Source organism: Inconstantimicrobium porci, from assembly GCF_009696465.1.
Taxonomy (GTDB): domain Bacteria; phylum Bacillota; class Clostridia; order Clostridiales; family Clostridiaceae; genus Inconstantimicrobium; species Inconstantimicrobium porci.
This window is the reverse complement of sequence record NZ_VULX01000008.1, coordinates 76,544-93,416: the sequence shown is the minus strand read 5'-3', so window position 1 is coordinate 93,416 and position 16,873 is coordinate 76,544. Positions and strand designations below refer to the sequence as shown.

The 16,873-nt window shown below is 31.2% G+C and carries 17 protein-coding genes and 1 other annotated feature; of the genes, 3 read left to right on the top strand and 14 right to left on the bottom strand.

What is annotated here, in order from left to right:
* Positions 1 to 10: 10 nt before the first annotated feature.
* The 4 genes from FYJ33_RS07485 to FYJ33_RS07470 all read right to left on the bottom strand — a co-directional run bounded on the left by FYJ33_RS07485 (position 11) and on the right by FYJ33_RS07470 (position 3,204).
* Positions 11 to 1,036, bottom strand: a complete 1,026-nt coding sequence (locus tag FYJ33_RS07485) for a phosphodiester glycosidase family protein (RefSeq protein WP_154531126.1) — start codon at positions 1,034 to 1,036, stop codon at positions 11 to 13.
* Between the two features lie 149 nt (positions 1,037 to 1,185).
* On the bottom strand, positions 1,186 to 2,538 hold the full coding sequence (locus FYJ33_RS07480; RefSeq protein WP_154531125.1) for a PFL family protein: 1,353 nt from the start codon (positions 2,536 to 2,538) through the stop codon (positions 1,186 to 1,188).
* 20 nt (positions 2,539 to 2,558) lie between these two features.
* The gene (locus FYJ33_RS07475; protein ID WP_154531124.1) at positions 2,559 to 2,831 is read right to left on the bottom strand and encodes an ACT domain-containing protein; all 273 of its coding nucleotides are present in this window, start codon (positions 2,829 to 2,831) and stop codon (positions 2,559 to 2,561) included.
* Positions 2,832 to 2,982: 151 nt separating this feature from the next.
* The gene (locus FYJ33_RS07470) at positions 2,983 to 3,204 is read right to left on the bottom strand and encodes a hypothetical protein (protein ID WP_154531122.1); all 222 of its coding nucleotides are present in this window, start codon (positions 3,202 to 3,204) and stop codon (positions 2,983 to 2,985) included.
* A gap of 216 nt (positions 3,205 to 3,420) precedes the next feature.
* Here FYJ33_RS07470 and FYJ33_RS07465 point away from each other — a divergent pair, with 216 nt between their 5' ends.
* The gene (locus FYJ33_RS07465) at positions 3,421 to 3,609 is read left to right on the top strand and encodes a hypothetical protein (protein ID WP_154531121.1); all 189 of its coding nucleotides are present in this window, start codon (positions 3,421 to 3,423) and stop codon (positions 3,607 to 3,609) included.
* Positions 3,610 to 3,674: 65 nt separating this feature from the next.
* On the opposite strand, the gene wsfD (FYJ33_RS07460) is transcribed toward FYJ33_RS07465, so the two are convergent.
* From wsfD (FYJ33_RS07460) to wsfD (FYJ33_RS07445), 4 genes are read right to left on the bottom strand one after another with little or no spacing between them, the layout of a single operon-like run.
* Complete coding sequence (wsfD, locus tag FYJ33_RS07460) at positions 3,675 to 5,129, bottom strand: glycan biosynthesis hexose transferase WsfD (protein ID WP_154531119.1); 1,455 nt, start codon at positions 5,127 to 5,129, stop codon at positions 3,675 to 3,677.
* Between the two features lie 17 nt (positions 5,130 to 5,146).
* Complete coding sequence (locus tag FYJ33_RS07455) at positions 5,147 to 5,515, bottom strand: GtrA family protein (RefSeq protein ID WP_154531117.1); 369 nt, start codon at positions 5,513 to 5,515, stop codon at positions 5,147 to 5,149.
* A 19-nt stretch (positions 5,516 to 5,534) separates the two neighbouring features.
* Entirely contained in the window at positions 5,535 to 7,370 is a 1,836-nt protein-coding gene (locus tag FYJ33_RS07450) for an LTA synthase family protein (RefSeq protein WP_235900798.1), read from the bottom strand.
* A gap of 22 nt (positions 7,371 to 7,392) precedes the next feature.
* On the bottom strand, positions 7,393 to 8,883 hold the full coding sequence (gene wsfD, locus FYJ33_RS07445; protein ID WP_154531114.1) for a glycan biosynthesis hexose transferase WsfD: 1,491 nt from the start codon (positions 8,881 to 8,883) through the stop codon (positions 7,393 to 7,395).
* A 195-nt stretch (positions 8,884 to 9,078) separates the two neighbouring features.
* Here wsfD (FYJ33_RS07445) and FYJ33_RS07440 point away from each other — a divergent pair, with 195 nt between their 5' ends.
* Positions 9,079 to 9,399 (top strand): hypothetical protein, encoded by a 321-nt coding sequence (locus FYJ33_RS07440; protein ID WP_154531113.1) that lies wholly within the window; start codon positions 9,079 to 9,081, stop codon positions 9,397 to 9,399.
* On the opposite strand, the gene FYJ33_RS07435 is transcribed toward FYJ33_RS07440, so the two are convergent.
* The 3 genes from FYJ33_RS07435 to FYJ33_RS07425 form a co-directional block, all read right to left on the bottom strand.
* Positions 9,362 to 9,685 carry a hypothetical protein gene (locus tag FYJ33_RS07435; RefSeq protein WP_154531112.1) on the bottom strand — a complete coding sequence of 108 codons (324 nt, stop codon included), beginning with the start codon at positions 9,683 to 9,685 and terminating at the stop codon, positions 9,362 to 9,364. The two genes, FYJ33_RS07440 and FYJ33_RS07435, sit on opposite strands and share 38 nt — an antisense overlap.
* The gene (locus FYJ33_RS07430; protein WP_154531111.1) at positions 9,669 to 9,863 is read right to left on the bottom strand and encodes a hypothetical protein; all 195 of its coding nucleotides are present in this window, start codon (positions 9,861 to 9,863) and stop codon (positions 9,669 to 9,671) included. The genes FYJ33_RS07435 and FYJ33_RS07430 overlap by 17 nt, the downstream gene beginning before the upstream one ends.
* Positions 9,864 to 9,985: 122 nt before the next feature.
* On the bottom strand, positions 9,986 to 10,528 hold the full coding sequence (locus FYJ33_RS07425; protein ID WP_154531110.1) for an NADH peroxidase: 543 nt from the start codon (positions 10,526 to 10,528) through the stop codon (positions 9,986 to 9,988).
* A gap of 213 nt (positions 10,529 to 10,741) precedes the next feature.
* Positions 10,742 to 10,948: a binding site (T-box leader), on the top strand.
* A 69-nt stretch (positions 10,949 to 11,017) separates the two neighbouring features.
* Here FYJ33_RS07425 and leuS point away from each other — a divergent pair.
* The gene (leuS, locus tag FYJ33_RS07420; RefSeq protein ID WP_154531109.1) at positions 11,018 to 13,468 is read left to right on the top strand and encodes a leucine--tRNA ligase; all 2,451 of its coding nucleotides are present in this window, start codon (positions 11,018 to 11,020) and stop codon (positions 13,466 to 13,468) included.
* A 159-nt stretch (positions 13,469 to 13,627) separates the two neighbouring features.
* Here leuS and FYJ33_RS07415 read toward each other — a convergent pair whose 3' ends face one another.
* Genes FYJ33_RS07415 through FYJ33_RS07405 form a run of 3 tightly spaced genes read right to left on the bottom strand, consistent with a single transcriptional unit; the run spans position 13,628 to position 16,796 of the window.
* Entirely contained in the window at positions 13,628 to 15,445 is a 1,818-nt protein-coding gene (locus FYJ33_RS07415) for an LTA synthase family protein (protein ID WP_154531108.1), read from the bottom strand.
* A 57-nt stretch (positions 15,446 to 15,502) separates the two neighbouring features.
* A complete protein-coding gene (locus FYJ33_RS07410) occupies positions 15,503 to 16,435 on the bottom strand; it encodes a glycosyltransferase family 39 protein (protein WP_328598664.1) in 933 nt (310 codons plus the stop codon).
* Between the two features lie 4 nt (positions 16,436 to 16,439).
* The gene (locus FYJ33_RS07405; RefSeq protein WP_154531106.1) at positions 16,440 to 16,796 is read right to left on the bottom strand and encodes a hypothetical protein; all 357 of its coding nucleotides are present in this window, start codon (positions 16,794 to 16,796) and stop codon (positions 16,440 to 16,442) included.
* Between the last annotated feature and the right edge of the window lie 77 nt (positions 16,797 to 16,873).

Genomic DNA, 16,873 nt, shown 5'->3' with positions numbered 1-16,873 from the left:
TAGTTTGTGCTTATTCTTCAACATAATATGCAGTAGCAACAGTTCTTTCACCATCCCACGCATTTATTTCATTAAGAACTTCCCCATTATAATACATAGTACTTGAATATCCACCATCAAGGAATCCTGCATTTATAACTCCTCTTTCAAGCATAATTTCCTGTACATCATATAATAAAGCACCTGGTCTTGAAAGTTTTCTTCCATCTGTAACAAGGAATACAATTGTACCATCTGCTTTCTGTCCTATAGCTGTTCTCGGATTTCTACCCTCTTTATATTTATCTACTATTTGTCCTTTACCACCAATTATTATAGTAGGATCTCTAAAACACATAGCTTCTCTAACATCCATTTTTCTAATTTCAGCCAAAGAATGATTTCCTACTATTAACTTTCCACTGTATGTTATAGCCGTTACATTATGAACTGTATTTTCATCTGTCTCAGTTATATTTTTAGGAAATATAACTTTACCATCAGATATTACAAAACCACCAGGTTCTGCACCTGTTCCTCCATACTGAGTTCCATCTGATGAATAATCAACAAATGTACCTCCATTAATTGCCGCAATAGCATTATGTTCTTCTGCCATCTGGCTTGTTTTCTGACCTATTTTCCCAAGATATTTTGTCATAGCAACTTTAACTTTATTAGGATTTTCTATTTCAAGGATATATCCATTAAAATTCTTTGTTGTTAAATTATATCTTGTAATCTTGTTACTTCCCTTATGCTTTACATCTATATCATTTAAATTCTGAATATCGCCATTACCTGCACTAGATGAATTTTTCCCAAGCATCTTATCAAGTGAATCCTGAGGGATTAAGTCAGTAACCCAATATGCATGTCTTGTTGCAAGAACTGTTTCAAGCACCATCTTTCTTGTTATATCAAATGGACCATACAATAATACAAGAGGTCCTGTTATCGCCAAGAATAAAGTAATATATATTATTCCTGCAAAAAATATTGCAGGCTTAAATTTCTTCTTACTTTTCTTTTTCCTCACACGTCTTCTAGTTTCCATTTATATCCTCCGCTATGTTATAATTCTATTTAAATTACTTTTCATTCTTTTTTAGTTATTATACCATATAGAATTATATCACTCAAAACAAAGGAAATATTTAAAATTCAGTTAATTTATAGTGCGAATTTATAAATAATTTATTAATTTTAGTTTTTCATACTATGAACAGGTGCAGGTATTCGGCCTCCTCTGTTTACAAAATCAATACAACTTTTCTGATTTACAGGTATAATAGGTGCTCTTCCTAAAAGTCCCCCAAATTCTACATATTCTCCAACATCTTTACCTGGAACAGGTATAAGTCTTACTGCAGTGGTCTTCTGATTTATCATTCCAATGGCTGCTTCATCAGCTATTATGCCTGATAAAGTTTCTGCAGTTGTCTTTCCTGGTATAGCTATCATATCAAGGCCAACTGAACATACACATGTCATTGCTTCAAGTTTTTCTATTGTCAGACTACCGCTTGAAGCTGCTTCTATCATTCCTTCATCTTCAGATACAGGAATAAATGCACCTGATAATCCTCCAACAAAGGAAGATGCCATCATTCCACCTTTTTTAACTGCATCATTAAGCATAGCAAGTGCAGCTGTAGTTCCTGGTGCTCCACATGATTCAAGTCCAATCTCTTCAAGAATTCTAGCAACACTGTCACCAACAGCAGGAGTAGGCGCTAAAGATAAATCTACTATTCCAAATGGTACATCAAGTCTTTTTGACGCCTCCCTTGCTACAAGCTGTCCTACTCTTGTAACCTTAAATGCTGTTTTTTTAATTGTTTCTGCTACTCTTTCAAAGTCTTCACCTTTAATATCTTCAAGAGCTCTTTTGACAACACCAGGACCAGAAACACCAACATTTATAATCTTTTCAGCTTCACCAACACCATGAAATGCTCCAGCCATAAATGGATTATCTTCTACTGCATTACAAAAAACAACAAGCTTAGCACATCCAAATCCATCATCAGTAATATCTGAAGTCTTCTTAATTATCTGTCCCATAAGTTTTACTGCATCCATATTAATTCCATTCTTAGTAGATCCCACATTAACTGAAGAACATACTATATCTGTAGTTTTAAGTGCTTCAGGAATTGAGTTTATCAGCACAAGATCAGATTTTGTAAAACCTTTCTGTACTAATGCAGAAAATCCACCAATGAAGTCTATTCCTATATTTTTAGCGGCTCTATCAAGTGTCTGTGCAATCTTAATATAGCTATCAGCCTTTGTTGCTGCAGCAACAATTGAAATAGGAGTAACTGATACTCTTTTATTTACTATAGGAATACCATACTGTTCCTGAATTTCATTTCCCACCTTTACGATATCCCTTGCTGACTTTGTAATTTTGTCATAAATATTATTGCATAAAACATCTATATTATCATTTACGCAGTCCATAAGACTTATTCCCATTGTTATAGTTCTTACGTCAAGATTCTGCTCTTTTATCATTGCTACTGTTTCAAGAATTTCTCTATCTCTTACCATATGTGTAGTGCCCCCTTAAATTAGCCTATTGTATGCATTGCATTAAATATATCTTCATGCTGTATTCTTACTTCCATGCCAATCTTAGTTCCAAGAACATTTAATTCTTCACGAATCTCTTCAATTGTTTTATCACACCCACTTAAATCAGTTATCATTATCATTGTGAAATATCCGCTAACTATTGTCTGGCTTATATCTAGAACATTAATCCTTTCCTTTGCTAAAACCTTAGTAACCTCATAAATTATGCCAACCCTGTCTTTACCTACTACTGTTAATACACATTTCATTGAATAGTCCCCCTATTTACCGTTTTTCTATAATTATACTTTTTTTCATCTTTTTAAACAAGATTTCTATAAGATTAAAATGTATCTTTGGATACACTTTTTGTAAAGCAAAAAATTCTGCATTAATGCAGAATTTTAATATTTTAATTATTTACATTGTTATTAGCCAGTAAAAAAGTATTCCTGTCATCAAACATCCAATTACACCAAGAAACCTATCAAGCATTGGTGATCCACTGCCATTTTCATTTACCTCATCATCATAATCTTTTTTACCTATAACATATGCCTTCTTAGGATTCACTACTGTTAATATTTCCAATATAGCAAGTGGAACAATTATACAACACACAAGAACTTTTTTAATTATCATAAGTATTCCTCCTAATTTATAACCCAAAATATAGATATAATTAAATTATACTACTCATTTTACACAAAATTAATTATTTAACTTATATTTAACAATAATAAATTATTACCCTTTTATTATTGTTAGATTGCCGCTTTTTTGTTTTTTTGATACATTTTGCATCAAAATGTATTATACTATTTTATATAAAAGTACAGACTCTGCAGGAGGAATAATATGAAAAGAAAAATAATATACGTTTTATCAATAATTTTGCTCGTAATATGCATGTTTTTTGTAGTTCTATTTTTAGTTGACTTTTATAAAAACAAGCTATTGAACACTACATACATAGCTATTGTAGCCGTTACAGGAATACTGTCTCAGATTGGATTGTATTATAATTTATTCAGCAAAAAAAGATAGGACTCACCTTTTTGAGTCCTATCTTTACGTTCAAATTAAATAAAATCAACACTACAAATTCTCTTTTATCTACGTTTTATTGCATACATAAATAATTTTTCTATATTGTATATAAACCACACAATTGCAACTCCTATCATAATATCATATGAAAGGTTTAATAAGAAAAGATGCTTACCAAAATCCGCCTGTCCTGACCCAATTATCGGCAGTATTGACTGCGATGAACCACTTGCCAATAAAAAGATGCACATAAGAGCAAGAATTTTTGATTCTTTTTTCTTATCTTTTATCAAATACCACAAACATATTACAAAATATATTGCAGAAAAAGCAAGGTATATATATATATTTCTATGAATGCCTGGATATTTTTTAATAAGATTATATCTAACTGTATTAACTAATTTATTATTAGGATACTGACCTTTTTCAAAGTTTCCCTTGTTAATTTCATAAAAATCATATGCATGTTCTGCTGATACATTCATCTTCTCCCACATTCTATCTGGATGTGTAAGATAATACTTAAGGACTTTAACGCTGCTCATTTTGCTATAGAAATTAGATTTAAGATAATCTCCTGTCCTGTCAACTGGATTAGTGTCATCATAAAAACCATAATCCTTTAAGTAAGCCATATTTTTATCAAGGCCTAAATCTTCAAGATCCTGCTCAGGATTCTTTGAATCTCTCAGTATCCCCATAAATACTGCCTGATACATATTGTTCATATTTGTAAAATCATTTATAGAAACAAACATAAGTACAGATAAAGCTGTAACTATTGATACTGCAATAACTGTAATCTTCCTCTTATCCTTATAGTAATAATATACTGCTCCATAAACAAGGTACATAAATACAAGAAGCGGAAGTTCCTGAGTTTTGGCAAGGATAAAACCACCTGAGCAGATAAAAAATGCAACAACATCAAATTTTCCCGGATTTTCTTTCGATATAAGGTTAAGCGTTGTACCTATAAACAGAAGCATAAAGACTATAACTGCCGCTTCACCAAAAAAAGAATTAAAATATGCTATATAATTGATATCCGTAAAAAATACTGTTATAAAGATTCCTGAAACTATTTTCATCATCTTAGTCATCTTCTTGTATTTTAAGATCATAAAAACGGCTGTAAGATACATTACACAATATACAAAAGCCTGCATACTTATATTAAAAGTTTCGCTGACTGTAATATCAAAAAGGGCATATAAAAATATACTTATCTTAGCTATTAAAACTCCTGCTACCCAGTTAGGAGCCCATGGAAGAATAAAACAAAGCCAATTTATCTTATAAATCCTATGAACTGATCCATCATATAAATCTTTAGGATTTTTTGCAAAATCCATAAGTCCAGACTGCCCATACATTCTTGCAAAATCCCCATTATCGCATTTTCCTACTATAGGATTCATAAAAAGTGTATAAAATAAAATTATTCCTAAAATAGCAATAAAAAATGCTTCAATCAAATATTTATCTTTTATCTTTTTTAATATTTTCCCCATTCGTACCCACCTTATATTTATTTTTTAAAAGTCCATATTTTATTAAGAATATAATTAACCCCCATACCTACTACTATTGCTGGAAGCTGTGCTACAGTTTTATTGTCTGTTATATAGTTTATACAGAACCATAGAACTGCGCTGTTTACAGCAAATGAAATAAGGTTAACAATGACAAATTTAAATATTAACGCTTTATCCTTTTCACCTTTTGCCCCAAATACCCAGTTTTTATTCCAAATATAGCTATTTGCTACACCTGCAATATATCCAATTGCATTTGCTGCGAAGTAAACCATTCCTAATTTTAAAAGCACGTTATAAACAATAAACGTGATTCCTGTATTAAGAATTCCTACAAAACCAAATTTAATTAATTGTTTCATTTCTCCCAACTCCTATAATTTATTTAGAAATGTTATGGAAATAGTTATTCCGTAATATAATATCTCCTATCCTATATGCACTAAGCAGATGTTGTTTTTCTTCTTCGTTTTTAACATTTCCTACTATTTCGTTATTTTTTAATACTGTCGCATCTTTGTTTGTATTAACAAGGACTTTTCCCATGGCTGTATTTATGTACTCTTCTTTATTAATACCAAGCATATATGCTATTGTAGGCAGAATATCAATCTGTCCTCCATATGTACTTATTGTTTCAGGCTTTATACCTTTTGAATAAATTATCATAGGAATTCTATGGTCATATCCCTGCCACCAGCCATCTTCATAATTTAAATCTTTAATATCATCATTATAATACTTATGAACTCCAGCATGATCACCATATAATACGACAACAGTGTTATCAAGAAGACCGTTGCTTTCAAGCTTTTCAAAAAGCAGCTTAACCTGCTCATCAAAATAATGAAAACTTTCAAAATAACCTCCAAGATAGCTTTCATCTATATCCTTAGGAAGATTCAGTTTTCTATATTTTTCTTTCAGATCGAATGGTCCATGTGTTGAAAGTGTCGGTGCCTGCACAAAAAAAGGCTGCTTTTCATTTTTCAGCTTATCAACAAGCTGAGAAAACATGCTTCTGTCAGACAAACCATAACCTACAGCTTCATCATAAACAAAGTCGTTTTCATGATAATAAGTCTGAACTCCCAGGCCGTTTTTATGAAGCTCTGTTCCATTAAAGTCACCTGGTAAAACTGCATGTGCAGTTATTGTTCTGTATCCTGCCCTCTCTAATATTCTAGGCAATGAATTAGGATAGACATTTTCGCCATAATTTGTTGCAGTTATAACATCTCCTATTGGATAGATTGATGTATTAACCATAAGATCGCAGTCTATACTGTTGCCGCCGTTATTCTGCTCGAAAAAGTTATTAAAGTATAAACCATTGTTAGCTAAACTGTTTATAAACGGTGTAATTTCCTGCCCGTTAGTTTTCTTATTAATAATAAAACTTTCAAGTGACTCACATTGAATAAAAATAACGTTCTTCCCTTTAAATATTCCACTATATTTATTGTCAGGCAGATTTTCCTTATTATCTGCCAGCCATGACTCAACTTCAGTTTTTTCTTTTTCAGTTATCTTATTTATTGATTTATCGACAGTCTTTACTGCCTCAATCAAATGATATCCAAGAGGACCTGGAGCTCTCACAGACATAAGTGTAGTCCACTCTTTATAAAAAAGAGCTTTATCCCATCCCGCAAGACTTAGTCCATCAAACATTACATAAGAAATAAGTATAAATACAACTGCCCATTTAATGCTACAAAAAAAGCTCGCAAAACTTCTTTCAGCAGTATTTTTAATTTTTTTAGTTATCATAAATACAGTTATCATGATGACATCTATAAAAAAGATTAAATATAACGGTCTGAAAATCTCTATGCTTTTCCCTGTCGGATTAAATGTCCCTGGAAATAATATATTTTTTATACCAATCAGATCCCTGTTAATTTTAAAATAAGACACATCTATTACAAGAAGCAGGCTATAAATAAATGAGATAGTTATATAGTAAATAACCTGATATTTTCTTTTAAATAGATATCCAAATGAATACACTAAAAGTATAAATGATAGATAAGATAAAGTAAAAATGTAATTAATCTTATTAAAATCAACTTTATCTACATTATTGGTTTCTATTATAGCCATAAAAAGAAAAGTCTTTATCAGCATTCCTAAAACTACAGCTATTCTTAATAAAGTAATTTCTTCTACTCTGAACCTCCTACGCAATCTTTTTAAAGTCTCATTAAGCTTCAACTTTAGTAATCTCCTTTCAACTTCATCTTTTGATATTCTTAATAACATCTATAAGTTTAAATATCACCCATAAAACAGAAACAAACATTAAAATATCGAAAATAAAATTAAACAAATATAACTGTTTTGCAACATCTGCTTTGCCATTACCAACAAAAGGCATAGGAAACTGCATTACTGCTATCATCATAATCAGCCATAATAACATGACTCTATTTTTTATCACTTTATCACCTGCTTTATAACTGTACAATGATACTAAAAACACAGCTATAAATACAAATGATATGAATAACAAGTTCCTTGGCAATTTATTTTCCCTAAACTCTGACCAATAAACAAACCTATTTAATTTTTCTACAGGTGTCTTACTATACTGCTCTGTATATTTGCCTAAAGATGTACTTGTCATATAAGCTTTTGATGCTGTATATTCCATAGCCTGAAATAATCTCTTTGGATGTGTTAAATAAAATTTTGCAAGTTTAAAGTTGCTTATTTTACTATAGAATTCCTTTTCCATAAGTTCTGTACGTGGAATATATTTCTCATACTTATCATCAGGAAGATATGCATGCTTACCAGCTTCCCCTGCCATATCTGGATTAAGCCCTAAATCTATAAGATCCTGCTTAGGAGTATCAGAAGTATTTAATATGCCATAAAATACAGAATTGAACTGTGTATCCCTATTAAGCCCTTTGCTATCACGGCTTATATTAATTGGATAAACTGCCATAACTATAAACATTATTATAAGTATAATAAACTTTTTCTTCGAAACCTTTTTTCTATTGTCTATGAGTATTTTTAATACAAACATCAAAATAAAAGGAAGTGCAGTTGTTACCTGCAGCTTAGATCCCATAAACAAAAAACATGCAATAATTACAAATGCAATTGCTTTAAATAGCTTTTTATTGTTCTCATCATCATATCTTACATTAATATAGTACAGTACAGCTGCTGATATAAGCATTAATGTAACAATCATCATTGGCTCTCCATAAAAACTGTTAAACCATACAAGATAATTCCCATCAAAAAAAACAAATAAAACCAATAAACTTAATATACTTAGCTTTATTATATTTTTGATTCGAAGATTTTTCAAAATTACTGCAAAAGCAAATATATAAATAACTGCATATACGAAAGCAAGATATTGTGTTTTAAAAATATCCTGGTTAAAAGCTTTGCAGATTATCTTAATTAAGGCTATCAAATAGCCCACACTTGATCCTAAGATTGTTGATACTATAACATTTCCACTAAACACCATCTTATAATCTGTTATTGTATAATAGAAAAACTTTTGCAGATTCGGATTATTTATATATGCATCAGTATAAGCTATACCTGCTGGTCCCATCACTCTATAAAAGTCCCCCTGGTTAGCTACACCTGGCTGGGGAAATTTAAACAATACAAACATTACAATAATTGCTGCTAAAGCCACAAAACCTCCAATTACATATTTAGTATTTTTAGCTTTTTTATTTTTTTCAAACATTTTTTATGTCCTCCATCACACTCACAATTAGCCATTTTATTATAGCATTCTTTAACTATTACTTTATAGTAATTAGTAATTAATTATTTATTAATATTTCAATTGAATTATGTATATTGTATTTTTTCTTAAAATGATACAATATATGTATATTGGTCAACAATGAATTTATAAAAAATAAAGGGGATAATGATAATGAGCGGAGCATGTATAAAAATGATTGGAAATAAACAAACAACAATTCAACACATTTCTAATATTATAAAAAATGATATTAATGCAGAATTAGTATCAGAAAGCTTAAGGACTTCAGATTCCATGAACGTTATTCTGCTAACCTTTGAAAAATACTATTTTAGAAACGGAAGCATGCACTGTGATGAGCCTGATGCTAGTATAAATATACACATAATCGAAAGAATTTTTGCTTCCTTCCTTTTATCTTTTATTAGATACCATAAACATACAGCAAAGTACACTACTGAAAAAATAATGAATATATATATATTTCTGTGAAATAAATAATATACATGAATATTAATAACGGTAATTCCTGAGTTTTAGCTAATATAAATCCTCCTGAACTTATAAAGAATGCAGCTATGTCTACTGTTCCTGGTTTCTCTTTAGAAATAATATTAAGTGTTGTTCCTATACATAAAAACATAAATACTATAACTGCAGCTTCTCCAAAAAAAGAATTAAAGTAAGAAATATAACTTATATCTGTAAAAAATACAGCTATAAATATTCCTGCAGCAATTTTGGCTGCCTTAGTCATCTTCTTATAATTTAAAATCATAAACTCTGTGTACAGTACCGTCATACAGTTCACTAGTATTTTTAGCCTGATCCATAAGTCCTGACTGCAGATAAATCCTTGAAAAGTCACCATTATCACATTTTCCCACAATAGGATTCATAAAAAGCGTGTAAAATAAAATAATTCCAAGTATAATCACAAAAAAGCTTTCGATCATATATTCATTTTTTACTTGTTTTGATGCAAATTCAAATTAATTACCCATTAATATTTCTAAAATTAAATAACAAAAAAGTGTACGAGATAATACTCATACACTTTTCACCATTATTATTTTAATTAACCAAAGTATCTGTTTAATAATCCTTCGAAAGCTTTTCCGTGTCTAGCTTCATCTTTAGCCATTTCATGAACTGTATCATGGATAGCATCTAAGTTAGCTGCTTTAGCTCTCTTAGCTAAGTCAAACTTACCTTCAGTTGCTCCGTTTTCAGCTGCTACTCTTAATTCTAAGTTCTTCTTAGTTGAGTTTGTAACAACTTCTCCTAATAATTCAGCAAATTTTGATGCATGTTCTGCTTCTTCCATAGCTGCCTTTTCATAGTACATTCCTACTTCTGGATATCCTTCTCTATGAGCTACTCTAGCCATTGCTAAGTACATACCAACTTCACAGCATTCTCCTTCAAAGTTAGCTCTTAAATCAGCTATTATATCTTCTGATACTCCCTGAGCAACTCCTACTTCATGTTCGCAAGCCCAAGTTCTTTCTCCAACTTGTTCCTTAAACTTATCAGCACCTACTCCACATGTTGGGCATTTTTCTGGAGCTGTTTCTCCTTCATAAATATAACCACAAACTGTACATACAAACTTTTTCATAATCAAATTCCTCCTAAATATTTCTTTTATAATAATTTACTTTCTAATTCTTAATCTTCTTTCTTTTAATCAATCTTTATTCTCTTGGAACAATTATTATTATATAATAATTATTATTGTTTGTAAAGAACATTTCAAATTATTTTTATACTTTTTTCTTCGAACATTTGACTTTATCCCTATATAAATTTATAATGAATTTTATTAAGAATATTCATAGCAATGATTAGAAGTAGTAATATTATAAACATTATTTAGAGAGCTGCTGTGTGGTGAAAAGCAGAAATGTTTTAATGTGAACTTGTCTAGGAGCATATCTATTAAAAGTAGATACGTAAAAAGCACGTTACGCTTACAAGAGTGAGGAGTAAAATCCTAACAAGAGTGGTACCGCGGAATCAATAGCCTTTCGTCTCTTTTTTGATTAGAAGAGATGAAAGGTTTTTTTTATTCTTATATAAGTCTTAAAATATGTTGGAGGTAAAATTTATGTCAAAGTATAGTAAAGTCATTGATACTAAATGGCAGAAAAAATGGGAAGAAACTGAATTATATAAATTCGATAAAAATTCTTCTAAAGAAAAATTATATTGTCTTGAAATGTTCTCTTATCCATCAGGCGCTAATCTTCATGCTGGACACTGGTTCAACTTTGGATTAGCTGATTCATGGGCAAGGCTTAAAAAAATGGAAGGATACAATGTATTCCAGCCAATGGGATTTGATGCATTTGGTCTTCCTGCTGAAAACTATGCAATCAAAACTGGAGTTCATCCTAAAGATTCTACTGAAAAAAATATTGCTACTATGGAACAGCAATTAAGAAACATGGGCGCTATGTTCAACTGGGAAAACGAAGTTGTTACATGCAGACCTGAATACTATAAGTGGACTCAGTGGTTATTCTTACAATTATATAACAAAGGTTTAGCTTACAGAAAGAAAGCTCCAGTAAACTGGTGTCCATCTTGTAAAACAGTTCTAGCAAACGAACAAGTTGTTGATGGTACATGCGAAAGATGTGGATCTGAAGTTACTAAAAAAGACTTAACTCAGTGGTTCTTCAAGATTACTGAATATGCTGATGAGCTTATCGATAAGCTTGATACACTTGACTGGCCAGCTAAAACTGTTGCAATGCAGAAACACTGGATTGGCAGATCTACTGGTGCTGAAGTAACATTTAAAGTTAAAGATTCAGATTTAAGCTTTAATGTATTTACTACAAGAGTTGATACTCTAAACGGAGTTACTTATGTTGTTCTTGCTCCAGAAAACAAGCTTGTTGATGAATTAACAACAGAAGAAAATAAAAAAGCAGTTGCAGACTACAAAGTTGAAGCAGCAAAACAGTCTGACATAGAAAGACAGCAGACTTCAAGAGAAAAGACTGGTGTATTCACTGGTTCTTATGCAATCAACCCTATAAACGGTAAGGAAGTTCCAATATGGGTAGCTGATTATGTTCTTGCTACTTATGGTACTGGTGCTGTAATGGCTGTTCCTGCTCATGATGAAAGAGATTTTGCTTTTGCATCTAAGTTCAATCTTCCAATGGAAAGAGTTATAGCTCCAAAGAACGGAGAAACTCCAGAACTTCCATACACAGAACATGGAATACTTATCAACAGCGGAGAATTCGATGGACTTACTACTGCACAAGCTAAGAATAAGATTGTTGAAAAGCTTCATGAAAAAGAACTTGGAAGCAAGAAAGTAAACTACAGATTAAGAGACTGGCTTGTATCAAGACAAAGATACTGGGGAGCTCCAATTCCAGTAGTATACTGTGATGACTGTGGAATTGTTCCAGTTCCTGAAAAAGATCTTCCAGTTGAACTTCCATACAACGTTGAATTTGCACCAGATGGAAAATCTCCACTTGCAAAATGCGATGAATTCGTAAATACAGTTTGTCCTAAGTGTGGAAAGCCAGCTAAGAGAGATGTAGATACTCTTGATACATTTGTATGTTCTTCTTGGTACTATTTAAGATACCCAGATAATAAGAATGCAGAAAAAGCTTTCGATCCTGAAGTAATCAATAAGATGCTTCCTGTTGACAAATATGTAGGAGGTCCTGAACATGCCTGCATGCATTTACTATATGCAAGATTTATCACAAAGGCTTTAAGAGATATGGGCTACCTTAACTTTGATGAACCATTTAAGTCTCTTACTCACCAAGGATTAATTCTTGGACCAGATGGACTTAAAATGAGTAAATCAAAGGGAAATACAATAAATCCAGACCACTATATTGAACAGTACGGTGCTGATGTATTCAGAATGTATTTAATGTTCGGATTTGCTTACACTGAAGGTGGTGCATGGAGTGACGACGGTATCAAATCAGTTTCAAGATTCGTAGAAAGAATTGAAAGAACTTTAGATACTGCACGTAAACTTATAAATACTGCTAAAGATGTTAAAACTACAATAGATAAACCTGAAAAAGAACTTAACTACTGGAGACACAATTCAATAAAGAACGTTATTGCTGATGGAGAAAAGATGCAGTTTAATACTTGTATCGCAAGAATGATGGAATATACTAATGCTATAGCTAAGTATGTAACAGAAAAAACTATCAATACAACATTCTTAAAAGAAACTGTAGATGATTTTGTAAGATTACTTGCACCATTTGCTCCTCACTTCTCAGAAGAACAATGGAATCTTCTTGGCAATACTTATTCAGTATTTAATGAATCACTACCAAAGTTTGATCCTTCAGCTTTAATAAAGGATGAAGTTGAAATTGCAGTTCAACTTAATGGAAAAGTAAAAGCAAAAATCAATATAGCTTCAAGCTTAACTGAAGATCAGATAAAAGAAACAGCGTTAAATGATGAACATGTAAAGACAGCAATAGGTGATAAAACTGTTGTTAAAGTTATAGTAATCAAAGGACGTCTAGTAAATATAGTTGTAAAGTAAAAAAAGATTGAAAGACATATTTCGAAGCCTCCGTCACTTTGTTCCAAGTCGTTTCTTCATATGTCTTCCAATCTCTTCGTAACTAAAAAATGAATTTAAATTCTTTAAAATAGGTTGCACCAATATGGATGCAACCTATTTTTAATAATAAATAATTAATTATTTAAACATATTATTTTCAATAATAATTCTTCCAACGTCATATGCATTAAGCAGATGGTTCTTTTCTGCTTCACTGCTTGGAGTTCCTATTATCTCATTATTCTTAATAATAGTTGCTGTTCGCTTTGTATTAAGAAGATTTCGACCCATAATATAATTCTGGTATTCACTTTTATCTATTCCAAGAAGATAAGCTATAGTTGGATAGAAATCAGTCTGTCCGCCATATGAATCAATATTAACTCCTTCAAATCCTTTTGAATAAATCATAAAAGGTATCTTATGATCATATGGTTTCCACCAGTCTCCCTCTAGACCGCAATCCTGAATCTTATCGTTATAGTATTTATGTACACCACCATGGTCTCCATACATTACAATAACTGTATTATCAAGTAATCCATCTTTATCAAGATTTTCTACAAACTTACCAAGCTGTTTATCGCTATAATGAATAGCCTGAAAATACTTCCCAAGGAGGTTTTCATCAAGCTTTTTTGAAAGATTAAGTTCTTTAAGCTCTTCATTAAGATCAAAAGGACCATGAGTTGTAAGTGTTACTGTAAATGCTGAAAATGGCTGCTTAAGTGTTTTAATCTTCTGTCTAAACTGATTAAACACACTCTTGTCTGACAAGCCAAATCCCACAAGTTCATCAATTTTATATGTTTTTTCATCCCAAAGATTCTGTACTCCAAATGCATTTTTATGAAGTTCTCCCCAATTCCAGTCAAGACCCTTTTCTGCTTTTGTGGCTGCAGTAGTATATCCATACTTGCCTAGAATTCTTGGAAGTGCACCCTTAAATACAACTTCTTCATTAGTAAGACCTGTAATTGACTGTCCTAGTGTATACATAGATGCATTAACCATAATATCGCAGTCTATACTGTTTCCGCCATTGTTCTGTTCATAAATATTTGTAAAGTTAATGCTATTCTTCATCAGCTTATTAAGAGTTGGCGTAATCTCCTGTCCATTCACCTTTTGATTAAGCACAAAAGCTTCATATGATTCAAGTTGAAGAAATATAACATTTTTTCCTTTGAACATTCCAAAATACTTATTGTCAGGCAGATTTTCATCATTGTCTTTAATCCACTGCTCTGCCTTTGCTATTTCTGTCTTATTCTGTTTTCTAGACACCTTAGACATAGTCTTTCTTGCTTCAAGAAAATGAAATCCTAATGGCCCCATTTCTTTGATTTCTGCATGTGGTGACCAGTATGTATCAGCTAAGTTGTATTTCCCATTTCCAACCTGCTTTACTTCCACCTCATACTGAGTAACTACAAAAAATACGATAATTAAAGCTATAGCAGTTACCCCTTCAATAATCCTTATTACTACTGGTCTTCCTGTATTTTCATTATCTTTAAAGCTACCGTTTTTTAACTTCTTATAAAGAATAAAATAAATCACTGGCAGATCAATAATAAATAACAAGTCTACAGGACATGGATTTATTAAACTCCTGTTAAATACATTAAACATGCCGTCAAAAAACAGATATTTAAAACTATATAATGTCCAACTTGCTCTGTAATACCATATATCCAGTATAAGCAGTATTGAAAATATAGTATCTATTATTATGCAGTATAAAATCTTTCCCTTATTTCTAAAAAATAATGCTGGTGCAAAAATAAGTGCAATGATAAATAGCTGTACCATAATTACAAACCAGTTACTTATTCCCCTGACTGAATCTGCATTAGACGAATACATAAGCCCTATGAATAACATATTCTTCAAGAATGCAACAAAAAATATTAACCATAAACACGCTATATTCATTTTTATCCTGTTTTTCATTTTCTTCTCCTTAGGTTATGCACAAATATATTTTATAGTTGTAATACTACTCTACAATTATACATACATCTCGTTTTCTTTTCCAGGCTTAATAGCCGCTGCTGCCATTAAAACAAATATCCACGAAATTATAAATCCATATCTCTCCTGTGTTTCTAATATTAAGAACAAAATACCATATCCACAGAATATAATGCTCATTATATTAGCTATCTTGTTCTCAATATATTCTCTTTTCTTGAATAACCCAACAACTGCCATAATAAATATAATAGTATAATACAGCTGAAACCATACAGCTCCCTTATTCAATACATCAATCCTGATGTTTTCACTTGTAAGTCCTGATTCAGCCCAGAATGCTCCTGCAAAATCTCCCTGCCACCACTGGCATACAAGCTTCTTTACAAAGAAGCACCCAAGTGTTGAAGGTGATGCTGATGTATATCTTTCGATAATTCTGTTTTTACATTCATTATTTAAATATTCTGTCCTACTTACATTTTCCTCCACAAACTTTGCATCTTCTTCATTCCATCTTCCTCCTGCATTAATATTACTTCCCTTTAATACAGAAGTTAATGGTGTTTCTTTTGGACTCCAAAGTTTTGTATCAGTAATACCTGCTCCTATCACAGTATAGCCAATTATTATAAAAGGAATAAAAAATGATATTAGTATATAAGCTGTTCTTTTAAACTTATTTTTATATTGTTTTCTCATATAGATAAAGATATACATTATATAAGCTACTATAATTACCTGTGCAACCATCCTGAATAAATGTCCTACAAGAAGTAATACTCCTGATAACAGAAGATATGTATCCCTCTTCTTCTTATTCATTACAAGAATAAAATAATATAAACTAGCAAGAAAAAATGCTATTGCAATTGTTTCTGTAGAATAAACTGCAGTATATATTATTGATGCTGGAAAAAGGGTCATAATAAAAGCTGCAACAAGACTCTTTTTCTCATCCTTAAATATCTCTTTAGCAATTAAATATATAAATATTATAGTTTAATAATTCCTGTGCAGATCTAAAAGCTGTATTAAAATCTGAAACTGGTATGCTTTTAACACTCCAGCACCAAATAAGTCTCAATATAAATCCGACTACTACTATTGAAATTAAGATTACTCTTTTATTAATATTTTTCTTTAATGCATATATCATTGCTGCTACAGCTGCAACATACAAAAGTATTGGTATTAATGATATTCCAAATTTCTGACACTTATAATAAAAACCCAGCCTTCCAACAGCCGTCACCGCAATAACTATAAAAATACCTCTTAAGGCATATAACACAAACTTACTAAACCCTTGTCCCGCTTTTTCATCCATATTTTCTTCTCCTCAATTATATAATATTATCTTTTTCTTAATATATCATTACAATTTAAATACAACTCACAAGCAAT

Excerpts from the sequence above, each read along its gene's own strand:
- FYJ33_RS07405 (WP_154531106.1), bottom strand. The coding sequence starts at position 16,796 with ATGGATGAAAAAGCGGGACAAGGGTTTAGTAAGTTTGTGTTATATGCC.
- FYJ33_RS07455 (WP_154531117.1), bottom strand. The coding sequence starts at position 5,515 with ATGAAACAATTAATTAAATTTGGTTTTGTAGGAATTCTTAATACAGGA.
- FYJ33_RS07485 (WP_154531126.1), bottom strand. The coding sequence starts at position 1,036 with ATGGAAACTAGAAGACGTGTGAGGAAAAAGAAAAGTAAGAAGAAATTT.
- wsfD (WP_154531114.1), bottom strand. The coding sequence starts at position 8,883 with ATGTTTGAAAAAAATAAAAAAGCTAAAAATACTAAATATGTAATTGGA.
- FYJ33_RS07435 (WP_154531112.1), bottom strand. The coding sequence starts at position 9,685 with ATGATTTTAAATTATAAGAAGATGACTAAGGCAGCCAAAATTGCTGCA.
- FYJ33_RS07430 (WP_154531111.1), bottom strand. The coding sequence starts at position 9,863 with ATGATCGAAAGCTTTTTTGTGATTATACTTGGAATTATTTTATTTTAC.
- FYJ33_RS07425 (WP_154531110.1), bottom strand. The coding sequence starts at position 10,528 with ATGAAAAAGTTTGTATGTACAGTTTGTGGTTATATTTATGAAGGAGAA.
- FYJ33_RS07475 (WP_154531124.1), bottom strand. The coding sequence starts at position 2,831 with ATGAAATGTGTATTAACAGTAGTAGGTAAAGACAGGGTTGGCATAATT.
- FYJ33_RS07415 (WP_154531108.1), bottom strand. The coding sequence starts at position 15,445 with ATGAAAAACAGGATAAAAATGAATATAGCGTGTTTATGGTTAATATTT.
- FYJ33_RS07465 (WP_154531121.1), top strand. The coding sequence starts at position 3,421 with ATGAAAAGAAAAATAATATACGTTTTATCAATAATTTTGCTCGTAATA.
- wsfD (WP_154531119.1), bottom strand. The coding sequence starts at position 5,129 with ATGGGGAAAATATTAAAAAAGATAAAAGATAAATATTTGATTGAAGCA.
- leuS (WP_154531109.1), top strand. The coding sequence starts at position 11,018 with ATGTCAAAGTATAGTAAAGTCATTGATACTAAATGGCAGAAAAAATGG.
- FYJ33_RS07440 (WP_154531113.1), top strand. The coding sequence starts at position 9,079 with ATGAGCGGAGCATGTATAAAAATGATTGGAAATAAACAAACAACAATT.
- FYJ33_RS07470 (WP_154531122.1), bottom strand. The coding sequence starts at position 3,204 with ATGATAATTAAAAAAGTTCTTGTGTGTTGTATAATTGTTCCACTTGCT.
- FYJ33_RS07480 (WP_154531125.1), bottom strand. The coding sequence starts at position 2,538 with ATGGTAAGAGATAGAGAAATTCTTGAAACAGTAGCAATGATAAAAGAG.